A 26244-nucleotide genomic window follows, 5' to 3' on the forward strand; every position below is an offset into this window, starting at 1 on the left:
CCCGAGCAGGTCCTCTATGGTGGCGATCTCGGCCGCCTAGCTCTCGGCGATGGACTCCGCGAGGGCGATCGCGTCCGGGAACCTCCCGTCCGCCTGCTCGGCCTTCGCCATGGTGATCGCGCCCTCGTGGTGCTCGATCATCATCGTCATCCACAGCCTCGGGAAGTCGGCGTCGGAGGAGTCCTCGAGCTCCTCCATCTGCTCACCGGACATCATCCCCGGCATCGCGGAGCCACCCATGCCATCCATGTCATCCATGTCATCCATGTCGTGGCCGGCGTTGGCGTGGTCCATCGAGGTGGCCGGGATGTCCTTGCCCCAGTCGGTCAGCCAGGTCGTCATCGTCTCGACCTCCGGGGTCTGGGCGGCCTGGACCTGGTCGACCAGCGCCCGGACCTCGTCGGGCAGCGAGCGGTCCTGGGCCAGCAGTGCCATCCGCAGCGCCTGCGCGTGGTGCGGGATCATCGCGGTCGCGAAGTCGACGTCGGCACGGTTGAAGACGTCCCCGTTGCGGGCGGTCTCGACCGCCGCGGGCCTGCTGTCGCCGCCGTCGTCGCCGCACGCGGCGAGGCCCAGGGCAAGGGTGATCGCGCCGGTGGCGGAGGCCAGCCGGCGCAGGGTGGTGCGGTGCATGTCGTTCTCCTGGTCTGTTCGGTGTGCGTCTGCGGGTGGGAGCGGGGGCTCCTCAGCAGCGCTGCACCGACAGCCGGTGGAGATCGGGTGGGTCGCGGAAGCGCGCGGCCCGGGCGACCAGGACCTGCCAGCGGGCGGGCGCCTCGCGGGCGGCGACCAGCGGACGCCGTACGGCGAGCAGACCGACACCCAGGCCGGCCGCCACCACCAGCAGGGCCAGGCACAGCCCGGTCAGGTCGTGGCCGGTGGAGCCGCCGTGGTCGGGCGGGGCCGCGTCGTGATGGGTGACGGCTGCGGCGGGCAGCGGGGCGGAGGCCACGCCGTGGTCGGCCATGCCGTGCATGGCGAACAGCCCCGCCAGCGCGGCGATCGTGACGAGCAGCCGCCGGAGCAGGTCAGGTCGCATAGCCGAGGCCGAGCTCGCTCATCGCCGCCTCGAGCCGGTCGAGCGCGATCGGCCCGACGCCGTGCAGCGCGGCGAGGTCGGCCCGGGTCCAGCCGCTGACGGCCTCGAGGGTGTGGACGTCGACCGCCCGCAGCGCGCGGGTGGCCGGGGCGCCGATGGTGCGTGGCAGCGGGGTCCCGGCGCGGCGGGGGGCGCGCTCGCGCGGGCCGTCCTCGTGGTCCAGGACGGCCTCGCCGCGGGGCGAGAGCCGGTAGCCGATCGCGAGCGACTCGGTCAGGCCCCGCTCCTTGAGCTTGCGCACGTCCTTCTTGAAGTCGGGCGTCTCGCGGCCCAGCTCGGCCGCGAGGTCGGGGGCACGGACCTCCGGGTTGCGGTCGATGATCCGCAGCGTGGTGCGGGTCCACGGCCCGATCGGCGAGGCCGCGTCGAGCCGGTCGAGCCCGGCGAGGATGGTGACGATCTCGGCGGTCTCCGGGATGGCGGCGCGGAGCGTCTCGCGAGGGTCGGTGCCGCCGTACCGGAGCCCGACGCGGAACACCGGGCGGTCGGCCCGCGCGGCGAGGGCGTCCTTGAGCGCGTTCAACGACGCGGCTCCCGCGCGACGGGCGTCCTCGGCCCGCAGCCTGGAGGGCGCGACCTCCTCGACGCTGGTCACCTCGACCACGCCGACCGCGGTGCGCAGCCGGGTGCCGACCTTGACCCGCGGGCGGTCCCAGCGCCGGAACGCGAGGTCGATGGTGCCGGCGCGCACGCCCTCGAGCTCGGCCGGTCGCATCATCACGGCCCCGAGCATAGGTGGCGCGGCATTTGACCGGCGTCGCCCCACGGTGATTACATCGCCATATGGCGATGAATCAGCTGGACGGCATCCTGCCCGAGGCGCCGAGCGAGGTGGACGCCCTGGCCGACGTCGCGGGCCTGCTCCACGCGCTCAGCGACCCGAACCGGCTGGCCATCCTCGAGCACCTCACCCTCGGCGAGCACCGCGTCGTCGATCTCACCGCCCACCTCGGGCTCGCCCAGTCGACCGTGTCGAAGCACCTCGCCTGCCTGCGCGACTGCGGCCTCGTCGTCTCCCGGCCCAGCGGCCGGGCCTCCCTGATCTCGCTCGCCCAGCCCGAGCTGACCCGCGAGGTGGTCCGCGCCGCCGAGCGGCTGGTCGCGGTCACCGGCGGCCCCTGCGGGCGGGACTGACCATGGGCGTCGGGCACGGACACGGACACGGCGGCGACAGCGGGCACGCCGGCGGCCGGCACCGTTGGCGGCTGGGTGTCTCGTTCGGCCTGATCGGCGCGTTCTTCGTCGTCGAGCTGGTCGTCGGGCTGGTCAGCGGCTCGCTCGCACTGATCTCCGACGCGGGCCACATGGCCGCCGACGTGGTGACGCTGGGGGCGGCCCTGGTCGCGACCAAGATCGCCACCCGCGCGGACAGCACCGGTCGTCGTACCTACGGGTCGTACCGGGCCGAGGTCTTCGCCTCCGGCCTCGCGGTGCTGATGATGCTCGGCGTCGCGGTCTACGTCGTGGTCGAGGCGATCGGCCGGATGGGCAGTGAGCCGGACGTCGCGACCGGCCCGATGCTGGTCGTCGGCTTCCTCGGCCTCGTCGTCAACCTGATCGCGATGGCCCTGCTGCGCGGCGGGTCGCAGGAGTCGCTCAACGTGAAGGGCGCCTACTTCGAGGTCGTCGCCGACACGGCGGGCAGCGTCGGCGTGATGGTCGCCGGCGGCCTGATCCTCGCCACCGACGACACGGTCTGGGACACGGTCGTCGCCTTCCTCATCGGCGCCTTCGTCGCGGTCCGCGCGGTGATGCTCGGCCGCGAGGTGCTCGCCGTCCTCGGCCAGCACGTCCCCGCCGGCGTCGACATCGACACCGTCGCCGGCGCGCTCGGCGGCATCGAGGGCGTCTGCGACGTCCACGACCTGCACGCCTGGACCCTCACCTCCGGCATGCACGTCGCCACCGCCCATCTCGTCCTCGTCGAGGGTGCCGACGGCTCCGGCGTGCTGCGCGCCGGCCAGGTGCTCCTGCGCGAGCGGTTCGAGATCGAGCACGCCACGCTGCAGATCGAGGGCCACCGCTCGGCGGCCTGCGACGCGGTCACCTGGTGAGCCGCGCATCTGACGAATGGGCTGTGAATTCGCCGGATCCGCAGCCCATTCGTCAGATACGCGGCGCGGACCCTAGGCGTGCGCGAGGGAGAGCTTGACCGCGAACCCGAGGAAGATCGCGCCGACGGCCGAGGTGCCGGCGGCGGAGAGCCCCCGGCGCCGGCGGAAGGCCGCGGCCAGACGGGTGCCGCCGAAGATCAGTGCGCTCAGGTAGGCGACGCTGGCGATCTGGGCGAGCGTGCCGAGGACGAGGAACGACAGGGCCGGGTGGGCGTAGTCGGGGTCGACGAACTGCACGAAGAAGGCGACGAAGAACAAGATCGCCTTCGGGTTGAGCAGGCTGATGACCAGCGCGCGGCGGTACGGTCGTTCGCCGGGCACCGGGGGCGGCGCGCCCTCCTCGACAGCCTGGACCGCCCGTCGCCGGGCCCGCCACATGATGATCGCGCCGCGCAGCATGGTGAACGCGAGGTAGCCGAGGTAGCCCGCGCCGACCCACTTCACGATCGCGAACGCGACGTGGTTGGCCTGCAGCAGCGAGGCCACCCCGGCCGCCGACAGCGTCATCAGCACCGCGTCGCCGGTCCACACCCCCGCCGCCGCGGCGTACGCCGGCCGGACGCCGCGGCGCGCGGCCACCGACAGCACGTAGAGCGAGTTCGGGCCGGGCAGCAGGATGATGAGCACCAGGCCGACGAGGTACGTCGACAGGTCGGTGATCCCCAGCACGGACCGGATTCTCCCACGCACCGCGATGAGTCGGCGCGTCGATCCAGGTCAGCACCGCCATGGGCATCGTGACCGCGGACATCAGCATCACCCTCGACGGCTTCGGCGCCGCGACCGACCAGTCGCGCGAGCACCCGTTCGGCTCCCTCGACGAGAACCAGCTGCACCGTTGGATGTTCGAGCACGGTGACGACAACGCGGCCGAGGTCGCGGCGATCGTCGATGCCGGCGCGTTCGTGATGGGCCGCAATATGTTCACGCCCGGGCGGGGCGAGTGGGACCTCGACTGGCGGGGCTGGTGGGGCGAGGACCCGCCGTACCACGCGCCGGTGTTCGTGCTGACCCACCACGAGCGCCCGTCGCTGGAGATGGAGGGCGGGACCACCTTCCACTTCGTCACCGGCGGCCTCGACGCGGCGCTCGTCCGGGCCCGCGCCGCGGCAGGCGAGCGCAACGTCGCCGTCGCCGGCGGCGCCGCGACCATCAACGCCTGCCTGGCGGCCGGCCACCTCGACGAGCTGAGGCTCCACGTCGTCCCGTACGTCGCCGGCCTGGCGAGCGGCTCGCGGATGTTCGACGGCGTCGGTCCGCTCGGGCTGGAGCCGGTGGCGACCCGGGCGACGCCGTACGTCACCCACCTGACGTACCGGCGGAGCCGGACCTAGTCGAGCGCCACCACCGCGAGCGGCAGGTCGCCGACCCGTTGGCCGGCGGGGAGCTCGTCGAACGCGACCCCGTCGAGCAGGTCGCCGCACAGGTGGCGCCCGCTGTTGCTCGACAGGATCCGGCCGAAGCCGTTGACCACGGCGATCCGGTGCGCGCTCGCGCGCAGGGTGGGGAGCAGCGCCTGCTCGGCGTTCTTGACCGCCACGTCGGCGCCGCCGACCCCGCAGAACCGGCCCTCGACGAGGACCGGGACGGTGAAGGTGAGGGTGTACTCCTCGGTGCACAGGTAGTCGACGTAGGGCCCGGTCACGTGCGGCCGTCCGGTCTCGCGCGGCACCACGAACCACGGCAGGTGCTCGTAGTCGTAGAACCCGATCGCCTGCGGCTCGGAGTGGGTGACCAGCCGTTGGGGCCGCCCGTCATTGTCGCGGGCGAACCACTCGAGCCACCACTCGGCGTCCTGGAGGACGCCGGGCGCGGCGACGAAGCCGGCCCCCTGGACGGGTTGGCCGAGGTCGGCGAGCACGGGCACGACGAGGGGCTCCACCGCCGCGAGGTCGGTACGACGCGCCGCGGCCCGGCCGGCGAGGGCCCGCTCGACGGTGGTGGCGATCGACGCGGCCACGCCGAACGCGCGATCGGCGATCTCGGCGACCGCCGCGATCACGGGCGCGGTGTCGGCGGGGGACAGGCGGGTGGGGGAGGAGCTCATACGCGGACCTCGCTCAGCTGGTAGTCGATGAGACGGGCGGTGGAGTCGGCCACCCGCTGCTCGGCCGCCTCGCGGGCGGCGTGGGGATCGCGGGCGGCGATCGCGGCGACCACGGCCCGGCAGCTGCGGACCATCTGGGCGTGGCTGTCGTCGTCGCCGAAGGCCAGCCACAGCAGGGTCCCGAACTCGGCCTGGAGGCTGACCTCCTCGTGGTAGAGCCGCGGGGACTGGGCGGACGCGGCCACCTCGATGTGGAACTGCGCGTCGGCCCGGCGCCGGGCGTCGGGCTTCTCGGCGTGCTCGAGGGCGTCGGCCACGCGCTGCAACCGGTCGACGTCGTCCGGGCTGGAGCGGCGTGCGGCGAGCGCGGCGCTGGCGCCGCAGATGGCGGCGTACACGTCGCCGAGGTCGCGCAGCTCGCCCAGGCTGAACCCGTCGAGGCGGCGCCGGGCGAGGTGGCTGATCCCGTCCTCCGGCGTCCGGACGAAGCTGCCGCCGCCGCGCCCGCGCCGGGTCTCGATGAGCCCCTCGGAGCGCAGCACCGACAGCGCCTCGCGCACGGTGACGGTCGAGACTCCGAAGATCCCGGCGAGGTCGAGCTCGCCGGGCAGCTGCTCGGCGTCGGGGAGCAGGCCGAGCGCGATCGCGTCCGTGAGCCGTCGCACGACGAGCTCCGAACGGCTCAGCGACTCCAGCGGTGAGAACACCGCCGCGGATGCTCGCCCGTAGAACGGCACGGCCACCGTCTCGTCTCCCGTTCCTCGTCCCCGATGTCCGGGGTCATCCTGCCCGAACCCACCTGAGCCTCTTGCGCTTTGAACTATGAAGTCATATCTTAGCGCCAATCCGAACGTGACGAAAGGCACATCTGATGTCTCTCTCGACCAGTGCTCCCGCTGAGGCCGCTGCCGTCGACCGCACCCCCGCCATCTCGATCCGCGGGCTGCGCAAGACCTACGGCGACGTCGTCGCCGTGGACCACGTCGACCTCGACATCGCCGACGGCGAGTTCTTCTCGATGCTGGGCCCGTCCGGCTCGGGCAAGACCACCGTGCTGCGGCTGATCGCCGGCTTCGAGCAGGCCACCGCCGGCACGGTCACCCTCGGCGGCGTCGACGTCACCCGCTCTGCGCCCTTCGAGCGCGACGTGCACACCGTCTTCCAGGACTACGCGCTCTTCCCGCACATGAGCGTCCTCGACAACGTCGCCTACGGGCTGCGGGTGCGCAAGACGGGCAAGAAGGAGCGCCGCGAGCGGGCCCAGCAGGCGCTCGACACCGTCCGCCTCGGCCACCTCGGCGCCCGCCGCCCGGCGCAGCTCTCCGGCGGCCAGCGGCAGCGGGTCGCGCTCGCGCGGGCCATCGTGCTGCAACCGCGGGTGCTGCTCCTCGACGAGCCGCTCGGCGCCCTCGACCTCAAGCTGCGCGAGCAGATGCAGGTCGAGCTCAAGCAGCTCCAGCGCGAGCTCGGCATCACCTTCGTGTTCGTCACCCACGACCAGGAGGAGGCGCTCACGCTCAGCGACCGGATCGCGGTCTTCGACGCCGGCCGCATCCAGCAGCTCGGCACCCCGCGCGAGATCTACGAGAACCCGTCCTCGGCGTACGTCGCCGGCTTCGTCGGGACCACCAACCTCTTCGACGCCGAGACCTCCCAGCGGGTGCTGGGCGTCGCCGGCGAGCACGCCGTGCGTCCCGAGCGGCTGCGGCTCTCGCCGGGCACCGACACCGAGGCCGCCCGCGACGGCGAGGTCCGCCTGGAGGCGGTCGTCGTCGAGACGATCTACCTCGGCACCGGCAACCGGGTGCACCTGCGCACCCCCGACGGCATCGAGCTCGTCGCGCTCGAGCAGTCGACCGGCTCCCTCGACACCCGCGAGCACCGCGGCGAGGACGTCACCGTCCGGTTCGCGCGCGCGGACGTCGTACCCCTCAGCTCATGAATGCTCCCTGCAACCCAACGAGGCTGCGCCCAAACAAGAAGTGGAGAACCCGATGAAGAACACCTTCCGGAAAGGCCGTGTGGCCGCGGCCTGTCTGACCCTGCTCTCGGTCTCCGTGCTGAGCGCCTGCGGCAGCGGTGACGACGACAAGAAGACCGAGGCCGTCGAGAAGCTCGGCAAGACCGAGGGCAAGGTCTCCATCCTGGCGTGGCCCGGCTACGTCGAGGACGGCAGCAACGACCCGGCCGTCGACTGGGTCTCCGCCTTCGAGAAGGAGACCGGCTGCGAGGTCACCAGCAAGAGCTACGGCACCTCCGACGAGGCGTTCAACCTCGCCAAGTCCGGCGAGTACGACGTGATCGCCGCCTCCGGCGACCTGTCGCTGCGCCTCGTGGCGTCGAAGGAGGCCCAGGCGATCAACACCGACCTGGTCCCCAACTACGCCAACGTCTACGACTTCCTCAAGAACACCGAGTGGAACACCGTGGACGGCAAGAACTACGGCGTCCCGCACGGCTACGGCGCCAACCTGTTGATGTTCAACAAGAACAACGTGAACCCGGCGCCGACGTCGTGGGGCGCGGTGTTCGACAAGGCGCAGCTGGAGAAGAACAAGGGCAAGGTGACGGCGTACGACTCGCCGATCTACATCGCCGACGCGGCGCTGTACCTGATGAAGACCAAGCCCGAGCTGAAGATCGAGAACCCCTACGCGCTCGACCAGGAGCAGCTCGACGCCGCGGTCGCCCTGCTCAAGGAGCAGCGCCAGTACGTCGGCGAGTACTGGTCGGACTACCTCAAGGAGATCCAGGCCTTCGAGACCGGCGACTCGGTCGTCGGCACGACCTGGCAGGTCATCAAGAACAACATCAAGAACAAGGACGTCGAGGTCACGCTGCCCACCGAGGGCGCCACCGCGTGGAACGACACCTGGATGCTGTCGTCGCAGGCGAAGAACCCCAACTGCGCCTACAAGTGGATGGACTACATCCTCTCGCCCGAGGCGAACGCGCAGGCGACCGAGTACTTCGGCGAGGCGCCCAACAGCCCGCAGGCCTGCGAGAAGACGACCGACCCCGACCACTGCGCGACCTTCCACGCGGGTGACCAGGAGTACGCCAAGCAGCTGTGGTTCTGGCGTACGCCGGTCAAGAAGTGCCTCGACGGGCGCACCGACGTCGAGTGCACCGACTACGCCCAGTGGACCGAGGCGTGGACGGAGATCAAGGGCTGATCATGTCCGCCGCGTCCTCGTCGCCCAGCGACATCCGGCCCGGCCCGGCCACCGACCCCGCACCGCGGGGACCGGTGGCCCGGCCGGGGTCCCGGCTGCTGCACCGCATGGTGTGGCTCCGGCTCTCGCTCCTGCTCTCCGCGCCGCTCGCCTGGATGCTCCTGGTGTACGTCGTCGCGCTGGCGGCGCTGCTGATCACCTCGCTGTGGTCGGTGGACAGCCTCACCAGTGAGATCGACCGGACGTGGACGTTCGACAACTTCCGCACGCTGCTCGACAACGAGGTGTACCGCACGGTCACCCTCCGCACCCTCGGCGTGGCGATCGCGGTGACCGTCATCGACGTGGCGATCGCACTGCCGATCGCCTTCTACATGGCCAAGATCGCCTCGCCGCGCGTGCGCCGGATGCTGGTGGTCGCGGTGCTCACCCCGCTGTGGGCGAGCTACCTGGTGAAGGTCTTCTCGTGGCGGGTCGTGCTCTCCGAGGGCGGCCTCGCGGACTGGACCGGCTTCGGCTCGCCGGGCTACGGGCTGACCGCCGTGATCATCACCCAGGCCTACATCTGGCTGCCCTACGTCATCCTGCCGATCTTCGCCTCGCTCGAGCGGGTCCCCGACTCGCTGCTCGAGGCGGCCGGCGACCTCGGCGCCCCGAGCGGGTTGGTGCTGCGCTCGATCGTCTTCCCGCTGCTCGTCCCGGGCATCGTGGCCGGCGCGATCTTCAGCTTCTCGCTCACGATGGGCGACTACATCACCGTCAACATCGTCGGCGGAGCCAACCAGCTGCTCGGCAACCTCGTCTACATCAACGCGGGCGCGGCCAACAACCTGCCACTGGCGGCGGCGATCGCGATGATCCCGATCGTGGTGATGCTGGTGCTGCTGACCGCGATCCGTCGTACCGGCGCGCTGGACAACCTCTGATGGAGATCTTCCGATGACCCTCAGCCCGCTCTCCCGGCGCGTCCTGGCCGGCCTCACCTTCGGCGTGCTCGCGCTGATCTACGTGCCGCTGCTGGTCGTCGTCGCGAACTCGGTCAACCCGAGCCAGTCGATGACCTGGCCGCCGGACGGCGTCACCTTCGAGTGGTGGCGCCGAGCCGCGCACAGCAACGGGGCCCGCGAGGCGCTGGTGACCAGCCTCCAGGTCGCGGTGATCGCGACCGCGCTGGCACTGCTCCTCGGCACGCTGCTCGCCCTGGCCCTGCAGCGCTACTCGTTCTTCGGCAAGAACGCCGTCAACCTGCTCGTGATCCTGCCGATCGCGCTGCCGGGCGTGGTCACCGGCATCGCGCTCAACAACGGCTTCAAGGGGATCATGGGCGTCGACCTGTCGCTGTGGACCATCGTCGTGGCGCACGCGACCTTCTGCATCGTGACCGTCTTCAACAACGTGCAGGCCCGGCTGCGGCGGATGGGCACCAGCCTCGAGGAGGCCTCCGCCGACCTCGGCGCAGGCGTGCTGACGACCTTCCGGCTGGTCACCCTCCCGCAGCTGCGCTCCGCGCTTCTCGCCGGTGGCATGCTTGCCTTTGCACTGAGCTTCGACGAGATCATCGTGACCACGTTCACGGCCGGACAGGGGGCGACCACGCTGCCGATCTGGATCCTCAACAACATGTTCCGCCCCAACCAGGCCCCGGTGGTCAACGTCGTCGCGGTCGTCCTGATCGTCTTCTCGATCATCCCCGTCTGGCTGGCGCAGCGGCTGTCCTCCGACGTCGAGGGCGTCCGCTGATCCACCCGTTGCACCCACCGACACCCCATCCAGAAGGAGCACCACCCCCATGACCGAGTACGCCGTCCGCAACCCCGCGACCGGGGAGCTGGTCGAGACCTTCCCGACCGCCACCGACGCCGACATCGCCGCCGCGATCGACGCGGCCTCCGCGGCGTACGGCTCCTGGGGCCGGACCTCCACTGTCGCCGACCGGGCGGCGCTGATCCGCCGGGTCGCCGAGCTGCACCGCGAGCGCAGCGCCGAGCTGTCGGCCGCGATGGTCGAGGAGATGGGCAAGCCGCTCGCCGACGCGGAGGGCGAGGTCGACTTCTCCGCCGCGATCTACGAGTTCTACGCCGACAACGCCGAGCGCTTCCTCGCCGACGAGCCGATCGAGCTCGGCGAGGGCGAGGGCACCGCGGTCGTGCGCAAGATGCCGGTCGGTGTCCTGCTCGGGATCATGCCGTGGAACTTCCCCGTTTACCAGATCGCCCGCTTCGCCGGTCCGAACCTGATCATCGGCAACACGATCCTGCTCAAGCACGCGCCGCAGTGCCCGCGCTCGGCCGCGCTGCAGGAGCAGATCTTCAAGGACGCCGGCTTCCCCGAGGGCGCCTACGTCAACATCTATGCCACCAACGAGCAGGTCGCCGACATCATCGCCGACCCGCGTGTCCAGGGTGTCTCGCTCACCGGCTCCGAGCGTGCCGGTGCCGCCGTCGCCGAGATCGCCGGGCGCAACCTGAAGAAGGTCGTCCTCGAGCTCGGCGGCTCGGACCCGTTCATCGTGCTGTCCTCCGACGACCTCGACGCCACCGTCGAGGCCGCCGTCTTCGCCCGCATGGACAACGCCGGCCAGGTCTGCAACGGCGGCAAGCGGTTCATCGTGGTCGACGGCCTGTACGACGAGTTCGTCGCCAAGTTCACCGAGAAGCTGCTCGCGGCCTCCGGCGGCTCGCCGCTGTCCTCGGTCACCGCCGCGGAGAACCTCGCGAAGCAGGTCGAAGTGGCCCTCGCGGGTGGCGCGCAGCTGGCCACCGCCGGGGAGCGCAACGGCGCGTTCTACCCCAGCGGCGTGCTCTCGGGCATCACGACCGACAACCCGGCCTACCGCCAGGAGCTCTTCGGCCCGGTGGCGATGGTGTTCCGCGCCGCCGACGAGGACGAGGCGGTCCAGATCGCCAACGACACGCCGTACGGCCTGGGCTCCTACGTCTTCTCCACCGACGCCGCCCAGGCCCAGCGCGTGGCCGACCAGATCGAGGCCGGCATGGTGTTCGTCAACGGCGTCGGACTCGACGCGGCCGAGCTGCCGTTCGGCGGCATCAAGCGCTCCGGCTTCGGCCGTGAGCTGAGCCGCTACGGCATGGAGGAGTTCGTCAACAAGAAGCTGATCCGCACGGTCGGCTGACCGGCTCAGGCTCCACCACGCACCTGACGAATGGGCTCCGTATCGGGGGGATACACGGCCCATTCGTCAGGTGCGTCGCCGTACCGGGCCGCGAGCAGGTCGACCAGGCCCGGGACGTCCTCGAGCGCGAGCTGGAAGCTGCCGGTGCAGACGTTGTCGCGCCACAGGGACAGGACGACGACCTCGGCCTCCGCGTGCCAGCTGACCCTCAGCGCACGACCGTCCCCGCGGGCGTCGAGGTAGGCCGCGCCCGCGCTCGGGAGGGGTTGGTGCACCCGGCGCATGCCCCATCATGGGCCGGGGTGCGCCGGGCTGTCACCGGTTCGGGCGAACGCGCTCAGGCCTCCTGCGGCGGGCACAGGCAGAACGGGTGGCCGTCGGGGTCGAGCATGACCCGCCACGCGCCACCCACCTCCGCGGCCGGCTGGGTCTCGGCCACGCTCGCGCCGAGCGAGCGGGCGTGCGCGGTCGCCGCCTCGAGGTCGGGCACCCGGAAGTCGAGGTGGAACTGCTGCGGGTGCGCCTGGCCGGGCCACTGCGGGCGGGAGAAGTCCTGCACGGTCTGGAAGTTGAAGGTCGCGCCCAGGACGGAGGCCGACGCGTACCCGTACTCCGGGTAGTCGCCGGTCACCTCGCCGCCGGTCAGCTCGGCGTAGAAGCGGGCCAGCGCCGCGGCATCGGCGGAGTCGATGGTGAAGGCGATGAGCTCGGTCACGGGAGAAGTCATGTCCCCACCTTCCCTCGGGGCACCGACAGTGTCTTGAAAGAATCCGACACATGCGCTGGACGCCCGACGGACCGCTCGACGTGGTCGAGCCCGCAGCCCTGCGCGACGTTCGCGGGTTCGCCCCGTCGCTGCGGCGCTACGCCCCGCCGCCGTCCCTGGCCGACGCCGTACGCCGGTTCTGGGTGCCGGTCTGGTCGCTGCCGCCGGGCGAGACCTCGGTGCAGCGGGTGTTGCAGTACCCGGTGTGCCAGGTCGTCGTCGGCCCGGACGGCGCGCAGCTGGTCGGCCCGCACGCCGGGCTGAGCACCGAGGAGCTCAGCGGGTCCGGCTGGGTGGTCGGCGCCATGATGCAGCCGGCCGCCGGGCTGGCGCTGGTCGGCGGGCCGGTGGCGGAGCTGACCAACCAGCGTCGCCCGCTGGCGTCCGTCGCCGGTCTGGACGCGGCGGGCCTGGTCGGCGCGGTGGCGGAGGCGCTCGGGGACGATCCCGCCGAGGTCGCCCGCCAGCAGGAGGCGTGCGCGCTGGTGGCCGAGGCGCTCGCCGTACTCGTGCCGGTCGACGACGAGGGGCGGCTGGTCAACGCGATCGTCGAGTACGTCGAGGGCGAGCGCGAGGTGCAGCGGGTCTCCCAGGTGTGCGAGAAGTTCGACATCGGCGAGCGGACCCTGCAGCGGCTGACCCGGCGCCGGATCGGCCTCTCGCCGAAGTGGCTGGTGCAGCGCCGCCGGCTGCACGACGCGGCGGACCTGCTGCGCGCCGGCGAGCGGGTCGACCTGGCGCGGGTGGCCGTCGAGCTGGGGTACGCCGACCAGGCCCACCTCACGCGCGACTTCCGCGCGGTCACCGGCGTCACGCCGGGGGAGTTCAGCGCGGAGCCGGCCCCGGAGGTCGAGGAGGTCGCGCAGCGACCGTCACGAGATCACCGGGCCTGAGAGATCGAGCTCCAGCTGGGGGAGCACTCGTCCGGCGATCGAGCCCGACGGCGTCGCGCCGACCCGGACCGCGCCCTGGGCGAGGTAGAACGCCTCCGCGTTGGGGTCGGCGTCGATGGTGATCCGGGTGAAGCCGGCGGCGCGAGCCTCCTCGATCAGGTGGCGGGCCAGCGCGCCGCCGACGCCGCGGCCGATCGCGTCCGGGTCGACGAACATCATCCCGAGCACCCCCACCGGCGGCTCGCCCTCGAGGGTGCGGAAGCCGACGACCCGGCCGCCCCGGCTGTCGGGCAGCTCCGCGACGACGGTACGACGCGCGGCGAGCTCGTCGTCGCGCATCGTCAGCTCGTCGCGGCAGGCCGCGAGGAAGGCGGCGTCGTATCCCCAATGGCCCTTCGAGCGCAGCGCAAGGGCCGACAGGAAGGCGGCCTCGCCGGCCCGGGCCGGCCTGAGCAGCGTCACGTCAGCTCGCGGAGGTAGCAGAGCATCCGGAAGTCCTCGCCGGGCTGGATGTTCGAGAACCCGTGCCGCTCGTAGAACCGCCGGGTGTCGGTGTCGACCTCGTCGACGTTGATGTGCACCTCGATCGCGCCGCGCTGCTCGACCTCGGCGACCGCGCGGGTCAGCAGGGCGGTGCCGATGCCCCGGTCACGCAGTGGCGGGACGACGTAGAGCTCCTCGAGCTGGGCGAGCGGGCCGTCGCCGTACGGCGTGGGACGCAGAGTGAGGTAGCCGAACCCGGTCGCGTCGCCGGTGGCCGGGTCCTCGGCGAGCACGACGAGGACGTCGGGTCGCGTCAGCAGGGTGGCGAAGCGGTCGCCGAAGTCGGCCGCGCTCGGCGTCGGCGACGCGAACTCGGTGTTGAAGTCGAACAGCAGGCCGCCGACCACGAAGGCGTCGGCGGGAGCCGCGAGCCGGACCGTCACGGGGCTGGGCGCGGGGCCGGTCACGGGAGCCACGCCCCGATCATCGCCCGGGCGGCCGCAGTGAGTCGCTCGGCTGTGAACCGCTCCGGGTCGGCGAGCACCTGTTGGCCGAAGTGCTCCAGCAGCGCGAGGATCGCGTGGGCGAGCACCTCCGCGTCCGCGCCCGGCAGGACCGCGGCGACCATCATCCGGATCGTGCCCAGCACCCGGCCGCGGTCGCCCTCGATCCGTTCGCGCACCGGGTCCGGGACGTTGCCCGGCGACTGGAGGATCGCGCGCCAGGTGAGCGGGTCCGCCAGCACCATCGCGTGCAGCGCCGGGATGCCCTGCTCGACGATCGCGAGCGGGGTGCCGGCCAGTGCGGCGAGCGGGAGGGCGCCGTAGAGCTGGGTGATCGCGCGCTGCTGCTGCCGGTCGAGGAGCGCGGTCAGCAGCGGGCCGAGCCCGTCGAAGGCGCCGTACACCACCGGCCGGGTGACCCCGACCTCGCGGGCGATGGCGTCGATCGAGACGCCGTCGTACCCGTCGCGGTCGATGATCGTCAGGGCGGCGTCGAGGAGCTGCTCGCGGCGCTCGGCCATCGGCACGCGCGCGGCGTACGGGCGGCGCTTGCGGGCGGTCTCGGACATGTGCCCACCCTAGGTCGAACTCCCGCTTCCATTTACTACACGACTGTAGCATTCTGGGACCATGGCGATCCTGAAACGCTCCCGTGAGATCACGCCCGCCGAGGACTACGGCTTCTTCGGCCCCGAGTCCGTGGCCTGGAAGGTCTGGGGCTACCCGACCTCGCTGACCATCGGCTTCAGCCGGGCGGTCGTCGTCGAGGAGCTCGACCCCAACCTGGTGGCCTCGGTCGACCGGACCCAGGACATCTACAGGCGGCCGAAGACCCGCTACGACCGCACCATCCACTACTTCGCGCTGGTCGCCTTCGGCGGCAGCCGGGCCACGGCCCGCGCCGCAGACGTGCTGGTCAAGGTGCACAGCAAGGCGATCGGCACCGAGCCCTACGGCGGTGGGCAGTACGACGCCAACGACCCCGACTCGCAGCTGTGGATCCTCGTCACCGGTTGGCACTCGGTGCTCAAGGCGTACGAGATGTACGGGCCGGGGCGACTGTCCGAGGCCGAGGAGGCGCAGTACTGGGAGGAGTGCGCGCGGGCCGCCGAGCTGCAGACCTGCTCGCCCGACGACGTACCGCGCTCGCGCGCCGAGCTGCACTCCTACTACGAGCGGATGCGGCCGGTGATGTCCGGCTCGCCCATCGCGCAGCGGGCGATGAAGCACCTGATGGACATCGACCAGCTCGTCGAGGTGCCGCTCGTGCTGCGCCCGGCGCAGTGGGTCGTCGGGCGGTTCTTCCGCGCCGGCGTGATCGCGACGTTGCCGCACTGGATGCGGGAGATGGGCGAGGTGACCCAGCCGCGGTTCATGGACGTGTTGGCGCGGCCGGTGCTGCGCGCGACCTTCGCCGCGATCTCGGTGAGCAAGCGGCTCCAGCTGCGCATCCTCGGGCTGCTCTCGCCCAGCACCGTCCCGGTGGTCGCGCCGGTCCTGCTCGGCGTGGCCCCGGTGACCCCGGAGCTGCTGACGCCGGTGCAGGCCCAGGAGCGCTACGGGTACGACCGGCCGGCCCAGGCGCACCTGGCCTGGCGCGCCAAGCAGCGCCAGTCGGTGTTCGGGCGGGGCGAGGCGCCCAGCGACGCCGGGCTCGTCGAGTCCGAGGCCGTGCTGGGCCGCCTGGCCTGAGGGCCCGCCTGCCAGAGTGAGCCCACTGTTCGTGTGCTGAAGGAGGATCCATGGGGCTGAATCCCGTCGCCGACGTGCTGAAGCGCGCCGACAAGGTGCTCAAGAGCGCCGAGACCGCGCTCGGAAACGTCGACACCACGCTCGGCACCGTCGGCACCACGCTGGCCGACGTCGACGGCAAGCTGACCAGCGTCGACACCACGCTGGCCGAGACCAAGGTGGTGCTCGGCGAGGTGCAGGCGCTGCTGGGCCAACTCGACGAGAAGCTCGTCCTGCTCGACGAGGTGCCCGAGCTGAAGACCAAGCTGGACGCCGTCCTGGCGGCGATCCAGAAGGGCTGAAGACCTCGATCCCCTGTTTGCAGACACCATGTCGTTATGATGTCGACACAGTGTCTTCAAACAGGGAGTGGTGGAGATGTACCTCGCGCTGAGGGAGCTGCGTGTCGCTCGGGGACGGTTCGTCCTCGTCGGGTCGGTGATCGCCCTCGTGGCGATGCTGGCGACCATGCTGTCCGGCCTGGCCAACGGGCTCGTCGACGACGGCATCTCCGGCCTGCGCCGCCTGCCCATGACCCACCTGGCGTTCCAGTCGGGCGCGGAGGAGACCTTCAGCCGCTCCACGCTCAACGACGAGGACCTCCAGCGGTGGTCGGGCGTCGACGGCGTCGAGGCCTCGCCGCTCGGCGTGTCCTTCGTGAACGCCCGCACCGAGGGCGGTACGACGGTCGACATCGCGCTGTTCGGCGTACCCGCCGGCTCCTTCCTCGCCCCACGCCACGACGCCGAGGAGGCGCTCGCCGGACCACCGGGGCTGGTGCTCAGCCACGAGTTCGAGGAGCAGGGGATCGAGGTCGGTGACGAGCTGACCATCGTCGGCGTCGACGAGCTGGTCCCGGTCCTCGGCTTCACCTACGCCGGCTCGTACGGCCACGTCGAGATCGCCTTCACCGGCCTCGAGACCTGGCAGTCGCTGCTGTACGGCGACAACGCCCGCGGCCGCTTCTCCGCGATCGCGCTGAAGGGCGACCCCGACGCGGTCGCGGCCGCGGCCGCGCGGATCGACGCCGACGCCGGCACCGCGACCGTCACCAAGGAGCAGGCCTACGCCGGCTCGCCCGGCTACGCCGGTGAGACCCAGACCATGTCGATGATCCAGTGGTTCCTGCTCGTCATCTCCGCGCTCATCGTCGGCGCCTTCTTCGTGGTGTGGACCATGCAGCGGGCCCGCCAGATCGCGCTGCTCAAGGCTCTCGGCGCCTCGCGTGCGTACGTGGCCCGTGATGCCGTCGGGCAGCTGGTCGTCGTGCTCCTCGGCGCCACGGCGCTGGGCGGGCTGGTCGCGTTCGGCGTCGGTGCGCTCATCGGCAACACCGCCGTGCCTTTCCGGCTCGCGGCCGGACCTGCCCTGACCGCCCTCGGGCTGCTGGTCGTCGCCGGCCTGCTCGGCTGCCTTGCCGGAATCCGGCACGTGGTGTCCGTCGACCCCGCCATGGCGCTGCGCAGCGCCGACTGACCTCGACCGAGCTGAAGGAGAATCCCCATGTCCCTGCGCCTGGAGAACATCACCGTCGCCGTCCCGGACGGCACCACACGCCGCGTCCTCCTCGACCGGCTCGACCTCGAGGTCCAGCCGGGCGAGACCGTCGCGGTCACCGGCGCCTCGGGCTCCGGCAAGTCGACCCTCGTCGCGGTGGCCGGCCTGCTCCGCGCCCCCGACGAGGGCCGGGTGCTGCTCGGTGGCAGCGACGCGAGCGCGCTCTCCGACCGCGGCCGGGTCCGGCTGCGCCGCGACCAGGTCGGGATCGTGTTCCAGTCGCCCAACCTGCTGCCCGCACTCACCGCCCGCGAGCAGGTCGAGATCGTCGCCCACATCGCCGGCAGCCTCGACAGCGCCGCCAAGGCCCGTGCGGTCGACCTGCTCGCCCGCGTCGGCCTGGCCGAGCGCCTCGACGCCCGGCCCGCCGAGCTGTCCGGCGGCGAGCGCCAGCGGGTCGGCATCGCTCGCGCGCTGATGAACGAGCCGAGCGTCGTGCTCGCCGACGAGCCGACCGCCTCGCTCGACCCCGAGCGCGGGCAGGCCGTGCTCGACCTGCTCCTCGACGAGGCCCGGCGCGTCGGCGCCGCTACCGTGGTGGTCACCCACGACCCGGACCAGGCCGCCCGGGCGGACCGCCATCTGCACCTCAGCCAGGGTGCGGTCCGGGTGGAGAGCAGGACCTGATCGCCCGACCCGACCCACGGGAGGAGAGCCATGCCGCGGATCACCGGCGCGAACATCGCCGAGCACGTCGCCGCGCAGGAGGCCGCCGTGGTCGAGGCCGCCCAGCGGCTGTTCGCGGAGCGTGGGGTCGCGGCGGTCTCGCTCGGCGACATCGCCGCCGAGGTCGGGCTCGGCCGGACCTCGCTCTACCGCTACTTCCCGACGAAGGGGCACATCCTCCAGGTCTGGTTCGACCGGGAGATGGACCCGCTCCTCGTCCGCGCGCAGGCGGTCGTCGACGAGCTCGGCCCGACGGCCGCCGGACTGCGCGCCTGGCTCGACGTGCAGCTCGACTTCGTCACCGACGAGGCGCACGGCGCCCTGGTCGACGCGAGCGCGGCGGCGCCCGAGCTCTCGCCCGAGATCGTCGCCCACTTCGGGCAGCGGCACCGGGAGCTGTACGCCACCCTCGGCGACATCCTCCGCGCCGGCGGCGCCCGTACGCCGGAGGAGGCGCGGGTCCGCGCGCTGCTCGTGGCCGGGCTGGTCCGCTCGTCGGCCGACCTCGTGGCGAACGGCGTGCCGGCGTCCGTCGTACGCGAGGAGCTGCACCGGGCCGCGACCGCGGTGGCCGGGCTCGACTGATCCGGCGGCACGCCGGACCGGTCCGTTGTGGAGTTGTCAGGACTCCATCGGCACCGCCTCCTCCACCTTCAGGCCGAGCGCGCGCACCAGCACCACGGCCTGGTCGAGGTCGATCACGGCCTTGCCGAGGGAGGCGGCGACCGGGTCGACCGAGGACAGGTCGGAGCCGCGCAGGTCGGCCCCGGACAGGTCGGCCTCGTGCAGCCAGGCACCGCCGAGGTCGACGTGGTGCAGGGTCGCGCCGGTGAGCCGGGCGCCGGTGAGGTCGGCCTCCCGAAGGCTCGCGCGCCGGATCGTGGCCTGCCGCAGGTCGGCGCCGGGCAGTCCGACGAACTGCCAGTTGCCGCCGACCACCTCGACCGGCCCGAACCGGCACCGGTCGAACGTCGACCCGACCAGCTTGCAGCCCTCGAACCGCGCGCCGAAGAAGGCGGACTTGGTGAAGGTGCAGTTGAGGAAGCCGGTGTCGGTGAACCGAGCGCCGTTGAGGTCGCAGTCGCGGAAGCTGCACCCCTCGAACGTCGCGCCGCGCGCGACGACGTCGGTCAGGTCGACGTCGACGAAGGCCACCCGCTCGAAGGTCCGGCCCGACAGGTCCTCGCCGTCCCAGCGCTCGGCGACGACCTCCGTGTCGGTCGGCGGGGTCGGGGTTCCGTGTCGTCGCTCAGCCATGGGAGGAGTGTGGACGCAGGGTCCGACGGTTGACAGACGGCCCTCCACAGCCTCTAAATAGGAAGCGTGACAGTTTTAGAAAGTGAGTGGCGGCCGCGGGTCGTCACCGACGGTCCCTCGGTCGACCGCACCGAGGCCCGTCGCGCTGCCGTCGACCTGCTCACGGCGCTCGGGCTGGACCTGACGGTCGAGCACCTCGCCGACACCCCGCGCCGGATGGTCGACGCGCTGGTCGAGCTGACCTCGCCGCCGGAGTTCGAGCTGACGACGTTCCCCAACGACGACGCGTACGACGAGCTGGTGCTGGTCGAGGACATCCCGGTGCAGTCGCTGTGCGAGCACCACATGCTGCCGTTCGTCGGCGTCGCACACGTCGGGTACCTGCCCGGCGGCCGGATCCTGGGGCTGTCCAAGTTCGCCCGGATGGTCGACCACCACGCCCGCCGGCCCCAGACCCAGGAGCGCCTGACCAAGCGGATCGCGGACCACCTCCAGCGGGCGCTCGAGCCGCGTGGCGTCGGCGTCGTCATCGACGCCCAGCACACCTGCATGAGCCTGCGCGGAGCCCGGGCGACCGGCTCCCGGACCCTGACCTCGGCGATGTTCGGGCAGCTGCGCGACGACGCCCGCAGCCGTGCGGAGTTCCTCGACCTGACGAGGGGGCGGCGATGAACATCGTGGTGATCGGGGGCGGACTGGCCGCGGCCAACGCCGCGGGCGAGCTGCGCGAGCAGGGGCACACGGGCGACATCGTCGTCGTGGGCGGCGAGCCGCACCCGCCGTACGAGCGACCGCCGCTGTCGAAGGGACTGCTCCTCGGCTCGTCGGAGCCGGACGAGGCCCAGGTCCATCCGCGCGAGTGGTACGACGAGCACCAGGTCGACCTGCGCGAGGGGACCGTGGCGACGGCGATCGACCTCGACCGCAGGCGGGTGCAGCTCAGCTCCGGGGAGCTGCCCTACGACCGGCTGCTCCTCGCCACCGGCGCCACCCCGCGACACCTGCCGATGGCGGACGGCTCCGGCGCGCCGGTGCTCCACCTGCGCACCCTCGACGACGCACTCGCCCTGCGCGAGCGGCTGAGCGAGGGCGCGCGGATCGCGATCATCGGCGCCGGGTGGATCGGCCTCGAGGTCGCCTCGGCAGCCCGCCAGCGGGGCGCCTCGGTGACCGTCCTCGAGTCGGCGCCGCTGCCGCTGCAGCGCGTGCTCGGCGACGAGATCGCGACCGTGTTCGCCGACCTGCACCGCGCGCACGGCGTCGACCTGCGCCTCGGCGTCCGGGTCGCCGGCGTCGAGAACGAGCACGGCGAGGCAGTCGTCCACGTCGAGGGCGCCGACCCCGTCGTCGCCGACCTGCTCGTCGTTGCCGTCGGTGTCTCGCCCACCGACGAGCTCGCCGCCCGCGCGGGTCTCGCCGTCGACAACGGCATCCTCGTCGACGCCTGGCTGCGCACCCCCGACCCCCATGTCTTCGCCGCAGGCGACGTCGCCAACCACGACCACCCCACCCTCGGCACCCACGTCCGCGTCGAGCACTGGGACACCGCCATCCACCACGGGCGCCACGCGGCGCGGGTGATGCTCGGCAGCGACGAGCCGTACACGCGGCTGCCGTACTTCTTCACCGACCAGTACGACCTCGGGATGGAGTACGTCGGCCACGGTGCCGGGTACGACGACCTCGTGGTCCGCGGCGACCTGGCCGCCCGGGAGGCGAGTGTGCTGTGGTTGCGCGAGGACCGGGTGATCGCCGGGATGCACCTCAACGACTGGGACGCGATCGGCCCGCTGCGTGCGGTCGTCGGTCAACCGGCCACGGAGGCGGTCAGGGACCCGGCGGTGCCGCTCGGGGATCTCATGTAACTAAGTGTTACGTCGCGCAATTGGGGCTGGTGGGACGCATGTTGTGGAGAACCGTGCAGTAACACTTAGTTACAAGCGGCCGTGGTGCTGGGCGTGCAGCGTCCGCAGCCGCTCGGCGAACTCCTCGACGGGGCCGTCGACGGGGATCCCGGGCGCGACCTCGGTGATCCGCAGCGGGGTGACGGGGGAGGCGGGGAGGCCGAGGTCGGCGTACCACTGCACGAGCTGGGGCGTGGACGTCGCGAAGACGATCCGGCCCAGGCCGGCCCAGGCGTGGGCGGCCGAGCACATCGCGCAGTGCTCGCCGGAGGTGTACACGGTCAGCGCCGGGCGCTCACCCTCCGGCACGTTGGCCGCGGCCCACAGGGCGATCGCGAGCTCGGGGTGCTGGGTGCCGTTGCCGCCGCTGACCCGGTTGTGGTCCTCGAGCAGCACGGTGCCGTCGGCGGCGACGAGGACCGAGCCGAACGGTTCGTCGCCGAGACCGACGGCGGTCTCGGCGAGCTCGACGCAGCGCGCCAGGTGGCGCAGGTCCTCGGTGGAGATGGTCATGACAGTGCCTCCTCAGGCGCGGATGATCCGCCGCTCGATGGCGGCGGCGACGGCACCGGCCCGGGTGTCGACGCCGAGCTTGGTGTAGATGTGCGAGAGGTGCGACTTGACGGTCGCCTCGGACACGAACAGCTCGCGGGCCATCTCCTTGTTGCCGAGGCCCCGGGAGAGCAGCTCGAGCACCTCGACCTCGCGCTCGGTGATGGTGACCGCGCCGGGCGTCGTACGACGGACCAGGGTCGCGGCGACCGACGGAGCCAGCACGGTCTCCCCGCGCGCGGTGGCGCGGATGCCTGCGAACAGCTCGTCGGGCGGGGCGTCCTTGAGCAGGTAGCCGCGGGCGCCGGCCTCGAGGGCGCGCAGGATGTCGGACTCGGTGTCGTACGTCGTCAGCACCAGCACCTCCGGCGGCGTGGACAGCGCCCGCAGCGCGGCGGTGACCTCTGCGCCACCGGCCTCGCCGTCACCGAGGCTGAGGTCCATGAGCACCACGTCGGGCCGGTCCGCGGTGACCACCGCGACCGCCTGGTCGAGACCGGAGGCCTCGCCGACCACGCACAGGTCCTCCTGCCCGTCGACGAGGGCACGCAGCCCGGCCCGGACGACCGGGTGGTCGTCGACCAGCACGATCCGGATCACGATGTCTCCTCGGAGAGGGGGAAGCGGACGGACACGGTCGTGCCCTCGCCCGGGGCGCTCTCGACGTCGGCGCGCCCGCCGAGGGCCTCCGCCCGGTCGCGGACGCCGGCGAGGCCGCGGCCCCGGGTGCCGGAAGGCCGTACCTGCGCGGGTTCGAAGCCGCGACCGTCGTCGCGGACGTCCAGCACCACCTCGTCGAGGTGGTAGGTCAAGGTGAGCGCGACCCGCTGCGCGCCGGCGTGCTCGCGCACGTTGGCCAGGGCGCCGCGGGCGGTGCGCACCAGCGCGGCCGCCACGTCCGGGGACACGACGACCGGCTCGCCGTCCACGCGGACCTCGACCCGCATGCCGGGGGACGCCTGTGCCCACTGGTCGGCGGCCAGGCGCAGCGCGTCGGGCAGGGCGTGGCCGGTGACGTCACCGGCGAGGTCGGCGGGCGCCAGGTCGCGTACGACGCGGCGTACCTCGTCGAGGCCGTCACGGGCCGTCGCGGCCGCGGTCCGGACGTGCTCGCGGGCGGTCGTCGGCTGCGCGGACCAGGACTGCTCGGCGGCCTGGAGCAGCAGGTTGATGCTGGACAGGCCCTGCCCGACGGAGTCGTGGATCTCGCGGGAAAGCCGGGTCCGCTCGGCGAGGGCGCCGGTGCGGTGCTGCTCCTCGGCGAGCTCGGCCTGCGCCTCGACCAACTGGTCGAGCAGGTCCTGGCGTGCCCGCGACTCGTTGTCGAGCGCACGGTAGGCGAGCACGGTGACCAGGCCGACGCCGATCGGGCCGGCCACCTGGACCGGGTCGAAGCCGTCGGTGATCCGCTGCCAGGCGGCGGTGAGCAGCACGGTCATCACTACGACGGTGCCGACCGCCCAGGCGAACGGGAGCACCCGCATCACCGCGAACGCGACGGGGACAGCGCACCAGGCGAACGACGGCGCCACCGCGGTCAGTGCGCCCCACAGCACCACCATGCCGGTCACCCACACCGTCGGCCACCAGCTGCGGTCGGCCAGCAGGCCCCGGGTGGCGTACGCGAGGCCCAGGACCAGGGCACCGGCCAGCACCGCGACGCCGGTCGCGTCGACGGCGTGGCGGTCGACATACCGCACCGCGCAGGTGACGAGCATGACCACGAGCACGACGAGCAGCCAGCGGTCGAGGCGGCCGGCCGGCGCGAGGATGCCGTGCTCGCCGGGCCGGCGCAGGTCGAGCGAGACCGGCCGTCGCGGGGACAGGGAGGGCAGGGACATGGTGCGCCCACCCTAGGGAGGAACGGCGGTCGGCGGCATCAACCGATTGGCTATCGAGAGGTAGCCGGCTGCCCGACGTCCGGTGGCCCGGCGCCGGGCGAGAGTGGAGCACATCAACCTGATCCACCCACTCCAGGAGAGACGATGAACCGCAAGACCATCGCCAGCACGCTGCTCGCCGCGACCGCGGTCGGCACCCTCGGCGCCGCGTTCGGCACCGCTACCCCCGCCTTCGCCGGCAAGGACACCGGCAACGGCCACGCCGCGGTCTACAACCTGACCGGCGACCCGGTCGTGAACCCGGGCGACGCCGGCTCCAAGTTCGAGGGCATCGGCGCGGACGAGAAGCGCGGCCGCTTCTACGTCAGCGAGGTCACCGGTGGCGAGATCCACCGCGGCAAGGCGGGCGTCTCGCAGACCCAGGAGTGGCTCGCGGGCAACGGCACCGACGGTCGCTACACCGCCCGCGGCGTGACGGTCGACGACAAGGGCCGCATCTACATCGCCGGCGGCCCCAACGGCATCAACGACGCCGGCGCCAACGGCATCGCCAACCCCGGCACCGACAACCCCTCGCGCCCCGACCTGTGGGTCTACTCCAAGAAGGGCAACCTGCTGGCCGCCCTCCAGATCCCCGGCAAGCCCGTCTTCCTCAACGACGTGGCGATCGGACCCGACGGTGCGGCCTACTTCACCAACTCCAAGGACGCCGAGGTCTACGAGGTCGCCAAGGGCAAGGACGGCTGGAGCGTGAAGCTCTTCTCCGACGCCAGCGCCGAGATCGCGGTCGCCCCCGGCTTCAACCTCGGCGGCATCGTCGTGACCAAGGACCAGAAGGCGCTCGTCGTCGCGCAGGGCAACACCGGCAGGCTGTGGCGCTTCGCGCTCAAGACCGGCAAGGTCACCGAGGTCAGGACCGGCGGCGCCGACCTGACCGACGCCGACGGCCTGGTCCTGCAGAACAACCGCCTCACCGTGGTCCGCAACTTCAAGAAGCAGATCGCGACCCTGCGCCTGTCCGAGGACGGCCGCAAGGCCAAGCTCGTCCGGCAGCGCGCGTCCGCGCCCAACCGGGTGCTGACCACCGCGAAGGAGTTCCGCGGCGACGTGCTGTACGTCGACAGCAAGTTCGACGAGGCCGTCGCCTCGGGGCCGTACGAGATCATCGCGGACCCGACCCGATGAACCGCCGGCTCGTCGTCGCCACCCTCCCGCTCGCGATCGTCCTGGGCGCGTGCGGGCCGGACGTCGAGGAGGTCGCGCAGCGACCGTCACGAGACGCCGCGCCGTCGACGAGCCCCGCCGACAGGCCGTCGGAGGCGCCCGCCGTCCCGCAGGCCCGGCTCGACCAACGCCTGCGGGACGCGGCGTGGAGGAACGACGTCCCGCGCGCCCGCTCCCTCCTGGAGCGGGGCGCGGACGTCGACGCGAAGGACGAGACTGAGCAGTCGGCGTACCTGATCGCCACCAGCGAGGGCTACCTCGACCTGCTCCGGCTCACGCTGCGCCACGGCGCGACGGTCGACGACAAGGACAGCTGGAACGGCACCGGCCTGATCCGCGCCGCCGAGCGCGGCCACGGGCTGGTCGTCGGCGAGCTGCTGCGGGCCGGCATCGACCGCGACCACGTCAACCGGATCGGCTACCAGGCCATCCACGAGGCGGTCTGGCTCGGCGAGGACTCGGCGTCGTACGCCACGACCGTCCGGGTACTCGCCGCCGGCGGTGTCCAGCTCGACAAGGTCTCGCCGTCGGCGGGACTGACCCCGCTGCAGATGGCCCGTGAACGCGGGTACGACGGACTGGAGAGGATCCTGAGGAAGGTGACGAACAGAGCGGAGAAGCCGGCCGACGCGAACGCCGCGCTGCTGCGCGCCGCCCGTACCGGTGACGCCGACGCCGTCGCTGTCGCCCTGCGTGCCGGCGCCGACATCGAGGCCCGCGACGACCACGAGCGCACGGCCCTGCTGCTCGCCTCGACGTACGACCACGTCGCGGTCGCCGACGTCTTGGTCGCGATGGGCGCCGATCCCGACGCCCTCGACGACCGCCACGACACCCCGTGGCTGGTGACCGGTGTGACCGGAAGCGTCGCGATGCTCGAGGCGCTGCTGCCGGCGAACCCCGACCTGACCATCAAGAACCGGTACGGCGGCCTCTCGCCGATCCCCGCCGGCGAGCGCGGCCACGTCGACTACATCCGCCGGGTGGTGAAGACCGACGTCGACATCGACCACGTCAACGACCTCGGCTGGACCTCGATGCTGGAGGCGGTGATCCTCGGCAACGGGAGCGAGCCGTACCAGGAGATCATCCGGATCCTGCTCGACGCCGGGGCCGACCCGTCCATCGCCGACCGCGACGGTGTCACGCCCCTGCAGCACGCCGAGCAACGCGGGTACCACGAGATCGCGGACCTGCTGCGCCGCTGACCCTGGACCGCACCCCATGCGTTCTGGTCGTGGATTCGCCTGATTCCGCGCCGATGCGTATGGGGTGCGGTGCATCGGGGCCGGGGACTA

33 protein-coding genes are annotated in these 26244 nt (G+C 72.2%); 18 read left to right on the forward strand and 15 right to left on the reverse strand.

What is annotated here, in order from left to right:
- Positions 1–36 precede the first annotated feature (36 nt).
- The 3 genes from FBY23_RS02210 to FBY23_RS02220 are packed head-to-tail and all read right to left on the reverse strand — an operon-like array spanning position 37 to position 1820.
- Positions 37–633 carry a DUF305 domain-containing protein gene (locus FBY23_RS02210; RefSeq protein ID WP_141796654.1) on the reverse strand — a complete coding sequence of 199 codons (597 nt, stop codon included), beginning with the start codon at positions 631–633 and terminating at the stop codon, positions 37–39.
- Positions 634–685: 52 nt separating this feature from the next.
- The gene (locus FBY23_RS02215) at positions 686–1039 is read right to left on the reverse strand and encodes a DUF6153 family protein (protein WP_141796655.1); all 354 of its coding nucleotides are present in this window, start codon (positions 1037–1039) and stop codon (positions 686–688) included.
- A complete protein-coding gene (locus tag FBY23_RS02220; protein WP_141796656.1) occupies positions 1029–1820 on the reverse strand; it encodes a hypothetical protein in 792 nt (263 codons plus the stop codon). Before FBY23_RS02220 ends, FBY23_RS02215 begins: the two co-directional genes overlap by 11 nt.
- Positions 1821–1882: 62 nt before the next feature.
- On the opposite strand from FBY23_RS02220, the gene FBY23_RS02225 reads away from it, so the two are divergent.
- Together FBY23_RS02225 and FBY23_RS02230 are read left to right on the forward strand one after the other, a co-directional pair.
- Positions 1883–2233 (forward strand): helix-turn-helix transcriptional regulator, encoded by a 351-nt coding sequence (locus FBY23_RS02225; RefSeq protein WP_141796657.1) that lies wholly within the window; start codon positions 1883–1885, stop codon positions 2231–2233.
- A gap of 2 nt (positions 2234–2235) precedes the next feature.
- A complete protein-coding gene (locus FBY23_RS02230) occupies positions 2236–3153 on the forward strand; it encodes a cation diffusion facilitator family transporter (RefSeq protein ID WP_141796658.1) in 918 nt (305 codons plus the stop codon).
- Between the two features lie 72 nt (positions 3154–3225).
- Here the strand turns inward: FBY23_RS02230 and leuE are convergent, their stop codons facing one another.
- Positions 3226–3882, reverse strand: coding sequence for a leucine efflux protein LeuE (leuE, locus tag FBY23_RS02235; RefSeq protein ID WP_141796659.1), 657 nt, complete (start codon positions 3880–3882; stop codon positions 3226–3228).
- Between the two features lie 59 nt (positions 3883–3941).
- Here leuE and FBY23_RS02240 point away from each other — a divergent pair, with 59 nt between their 5' ends.
- A complete protein-coding gene (locus FBY23_RS02240) occupies positions 3942–4547 on the forward strand; it encodes a dihydrofolate reductase family protein (protein ID WP_141796660.1) in 606 nt (201 codons plus the stop codon).
- Here FBY23_RS02240 and FBY23_RS02245 read toward each other — a convergent pair.
- The gene (locus tag FBY23_RS02245) at positions 4544–5260 is read right to left on the reverse strand and encodes a cache domain-containing protein (protein ID WP_141796661.1); all 717 of its coding nucleotides are present in this window, start codon (positions 5258–5260) and stop codon (positions 4544–4546) included. The two genes, FBY23_RS02240 and FBY23_RS02245, sit on opposite strands and share 4 nt — an antisense overlap.
- Complete coding sequence (locus FBY23_RS02250) at positions 5257–5967, reverse strand: FadR/GntR family transcriptional regulator (RefSeq protein WP_141796662.1); 711 nt, start codon at positions 5965–5967, stop codon at positions 5257–5259. The genes FBY23_RS02245 and FBY23_RS02250 overlap by 4 nt, the downstream gene beginning before the upstream one ends.
- Before the next feature lie 164 nt (positions 5968–6131).
- On the opposite strand from FBY23_RS02250, the gene FBY23_RS02255 reads away from it, so the two are divergent.
- The 5 genes from FBY23_RS02255 to FBY23_RS02275 are packed head-to-tail and all read left to right on the forward strand — an operon-like array spanning position 6132 to position 11569.
- Positions 6132–7202 carry an ABC transporter ATP-binding protein gene (locus tag FBY23_RS02255; protein WP_141796663.1) on the forward strand — a complete coding sequence of 357 codons (1071 nt, stop codon included), beginning with the start codon at positions 6132–6134 and terminating at the stop codon, positions 7200–7202.
- Positions 7203–7254: 52 nt separating this feature from the next.
- Complete coding sequence (locus FBY23_RS02260) at positions 7255–8436, forward strand: extracellular solute-binding protein (protein ID WP_141796664.1); 1182 nt, start codon at positions 7255–7257, stop codon at positions 8434–8436.
- A gap of 2 nt (positions 8437–8438) precedes the next feature.
- Entirely contained in the window at positions 8439–9362 is a 924-nt protein-coding gene (locus FBY23_RS02265; protein WP_174245174.1) for an ABC transporter permease, read from the forward strand.
- 13 nt (positions 9363–9375) lie between these two features.
- Positions 9376–10176 (forward strand): ABC transporter permease, encoded by an 801-nt coding sequence (locus FBY23_RS02270; protein WP_141796665.1) that lies wholly within the window; start codon positions 9376–9378, stop codon positions 10174–10176.
- A gap of 49 nt (positions 10177–10225) precedes the next feature.
- A complete protein-coding gene (locus tag FBY23_RS02275) occupies positions 10226–11569 on the forward strand; it encodes an NAD-dependent succinate-semialdehyde dehydrogenase (protein WP_141796666.1) in 1344 nt (447 codons plus the stop codon).
- A 5-nt stretch (positions 11570–11574) separates the two neighbouring features.
- On the opposite strand, the gene FBY23_RS02280 is transcribed toward FBY23_RS02275, so the two are convergent.
- Together FBY23_RS02280 and FBY23_RS02285 are read right to left on the reverse strand one after the other, a co-directional pair.
- Positions 11575–11853, reverse strand: coding sequence for a hypothetical protein (locus tag FBY23_RS02280; protein WP_141796667.1), 279 nt, complete (start codon positions 11851–11853; stop codon positions 11575–11577).
- 53 nt (positions 11854–11906) lie between these two features.
- Positions 11907–12296, reverse strand: coding sequence for a VOC family protein (locus tag FBY23_RS02285; protein ID WP_141796668.1), 390 nt, complete (start codon positions 12294–12296; stop codon positions 11907–11909).
- A gap of 50 nt (positions 12297–12346) precedes the next feature.
- Here FBY23_RS02285 and FBY23_RS02290 point away from each other — a divergent pair, with 50 nt between their 5' ends.
- On the forward strand, positions 12347–13228 hold the full coding sequence (locus FBY23_RS02290) for a helix-turn-helix domain-containing protein (protein WP_141796669.1): 882 nt from the start codon (positions 12347–12349) through the stop codon (positions 13226–13228).
- Here the strand turns inward: FBY23_RS02290 and FBY23_RS02295 are convergent.
- Genes FBY23_RS02295 through FBY23_RS02305 form a run of 3 tightly spaced genes read right to left on the reverse strand, consistent with a single transcriptional unit; the run spans position 13208 to position 14783 of the window.
- Positions 13208–13690 (reverse strand): GNAT family N-acetyltransferase, encoded by a 483-nt coding sequence (locus FBY23_RS02295; protein ID WP_141796670.1) that lies wholly within the window; start codon positions 13688–13690, stop codon positions 13208–13210. The two genes, FBY23_RS02290 and FBY23_RS02295, sit on opposite strands and share 21 nt — an antisense overlap.
- Positions 13687–14154: a GNAT family N-acetyltransferase gene (locus FBY23_RS02300; RefSeq protein WP_141800807.1), complete on the reverse strand. Its 468-nt coding sequence runs from the start codon at positions 14152–14154 to the stop codon at positions 13687–13689. The genes FBY23_RS02295 and FBY23_RS02300 overlap by 4 nt, the downstream gene beginning before the upstream one ends.
- A gap of 20 nt (positions 14155–14174) precedes the next feature.
- Complete coding sequence (locus tag FBY23_RS02305; protein ID WP_141796671.1) at positions 14175–14783, reverse strand: TetR/AcrR family transcriptional regulator; 609 nt, start codon at positions 14781–14783, stop codon at positions 14175–14177.
- A gap of 61 nt (positions 14784–14844) precedes the next feature.
- Between FBY23_RS02305 and FBY23_RS02310 the strand changes: the two genes are divergently transcribed.
- From FBY23_RS02310 to FBY23_RS02330, 5 genes are all read left to right on the forward strand, one after another.
- On the forward strand, positions 14845–15906 hold the full coding sequence (locus FBY23_RS02310; RefSeq protein WP_141796672.1) for an oxygenase MpaB family protein: 1062 nt from the start codon (positions 14845–14847) through the stop codon (positions 15904–15906).
- A gap of 50 nt (positions 15907–15956) precedes the next feature.
- Positions 15957–16247 carry a hypothetical protein gene (locus FBY23_RS02315; RefSeq protein WP_141796673.1) on the forward strand — a complete coding sequence of 97 codons (291 nt, stop codon included), beginning with the start codon at positions 15957–15959 and terminating at the stop codon, positions 16245–16247.
- Between the two features lie 76 nt (positions 16248–16323).
- Entirely contained in the window at positions 16324–17421 is a 1098-nt protein-coding gene (locus tag FBY23_RS02320; protein WP_141800808.1) for an ABC transporter permease, read from the forward strand.
- A gap of 27 nt (positions 17422–17448) precedes the next feature.
- A complete protein-coding gene (locus FBY23_RS02325) occupies positions 17449–18129 on the forward strand; it encodes an ABC transporter ATP-binding protein (protein WP_141796674.1) in 681 nt (226 codons plus the stop codon).
- Between the two features lie 30 nt (positions 18130–18159).
- Entirely contained in the window at positions 18160–18753 is a 594-nt protein-coding gene (locus FBY23_RS02330; RefSeq protein ID WP_141796675.1) for a TetR/AcrR family transcriptional regulator, read from the forward strand.
- A 36-nt stretch (positions 18754–18789) separates the two neighbouring features.
- Here the strand turns inward: FBY23_RS02330 and FBY23_RS02335 are convergent, their stop codons facing one another.
- Positions 18790–19425, reverse strand: coding sequence for a pentapeptide repeat-containing protein (locus FBY23_RS02335; RefSeq protein ID WP_141796676.1), 636 nt, complete (start codon positions 19423–19425; stop codon positions 18790–18792).
- A 66-nt stretch (positions 19426–19491) separates the two neighbouring features.
- Between FBY23_RS02335 and folE the strand changes: the two genes are divergently transcribed.
- Positions 19492–20097, forward strand: coding sequence for a GTP cyclohydrolase I FolE (folE, locus tag FBY23_RS02340; RefSeq protein WP_141796677.1), 606 nt, complete (start codon positions 19492–19494; stop codon positions 20095–20097).
- Positions 20094–21290, forward strand: a complete 1197-nt coding sequence (locus FBY23_RS02345; RefSeq protein ID WP_141796678.1) for an NAD(P)/FAD-dependent oxidoreductase — start codon at positions 20094–20096, stop codon at positions 21288–21290. The genes folE and FBY23_RS02345 overlap by 4 nt, the downstream gene beginning before the upstream one ends.
- Positions 21291–21359: 69 nt before the next feature.
- On the opposite strand, the gene FBY23_RS02350 is transcribed toward FBY23_RS02345, so the two are convergent.
- The 3 genes from FBY23_RS02350 to FBY23_RS02360 are packed head-to-tail and all read right to left on the reverse strand — an operon-like array spanning position 21360 to position 23722.
- Complete coding sequence (locus FBY23_RS02350; RefSeq protein WP_141796679.1) at positions 21360–21842, reverse strand: nucleoside deaminase; 483 nt, start codon at positions 21840–21842, stop codon at positions 21360–21362.
- Positions 21843–21854: 12 nt separating this feature from the next.
- Positions 21855–22481 (reverse strand): response regulator transcription factor, encoded by a 627-nt coding sequence (locus FBY23_RS02355; protein WP_141796680.1) that lies wholly within the window; start codon positions 22479–22481, stop codon positions 21855–21857.
- Positions 22478–23722 (reverse strand): sensor histidine kinase, encoded by a 1245-nt coding sequence (locus tag FBY23_RS02360; RefSeq protein WP_141796681.1) that lies wholly within the window; start codon positions 23720–23722, stop codon positions 22478–22480. Before FBY23_RS02360 ends, FBY23_RS02355 begins: the two co-directional genes overlap by 4 nt.
- 144 nt (positions 23723–23866) lie before the next feature.
- Here FBY23_RS02360 and FBY23_RS02365 point away from each other — a divergent pair, with 144 nt between their 5' ends.
- Together FBY23_RS02365 and FBY23_RS02370 are read left to right on the forward strand one after the other, a co-directional pair.
- Positions 23867–24907 carry an SMP-30/gluconolactonase/LRE family protein gene (locus FBY23_RS02365; protein ID WP_141796682.1) on the forward strand — a complete coding sequence of 347 codons (1041 nt, stop codon included), beginning with the start codon at positions 23867–23869 and terminating at the stop codon, positions 24905–24907.
- Complete coding sequence (locus tag FBY23_RS02370; RefSeq protein WP_141796683.1) at positions 24904–26154, forward strand: ankyrin repeat domain-containing protein; 1251 nt, start codon at positions 24904–24906, stop codon at positions 26152–26154. Before FBY23_RS02365 ends, FBY23_RS02370 begins: the two co-directional genes overlap by 4 nt.
- Positions 26155–26244 lie beyond the last annotated feature (90 nt).

Source organism: Nocardioides sp. SLBN-35, from assembly GCF_006715725.1.
Taxonomy (GTDB): Bacteria; Actinomycetota; Actinomycetes; order Propionibacteriales; family Nocardioidaceae; genus Nocardioides.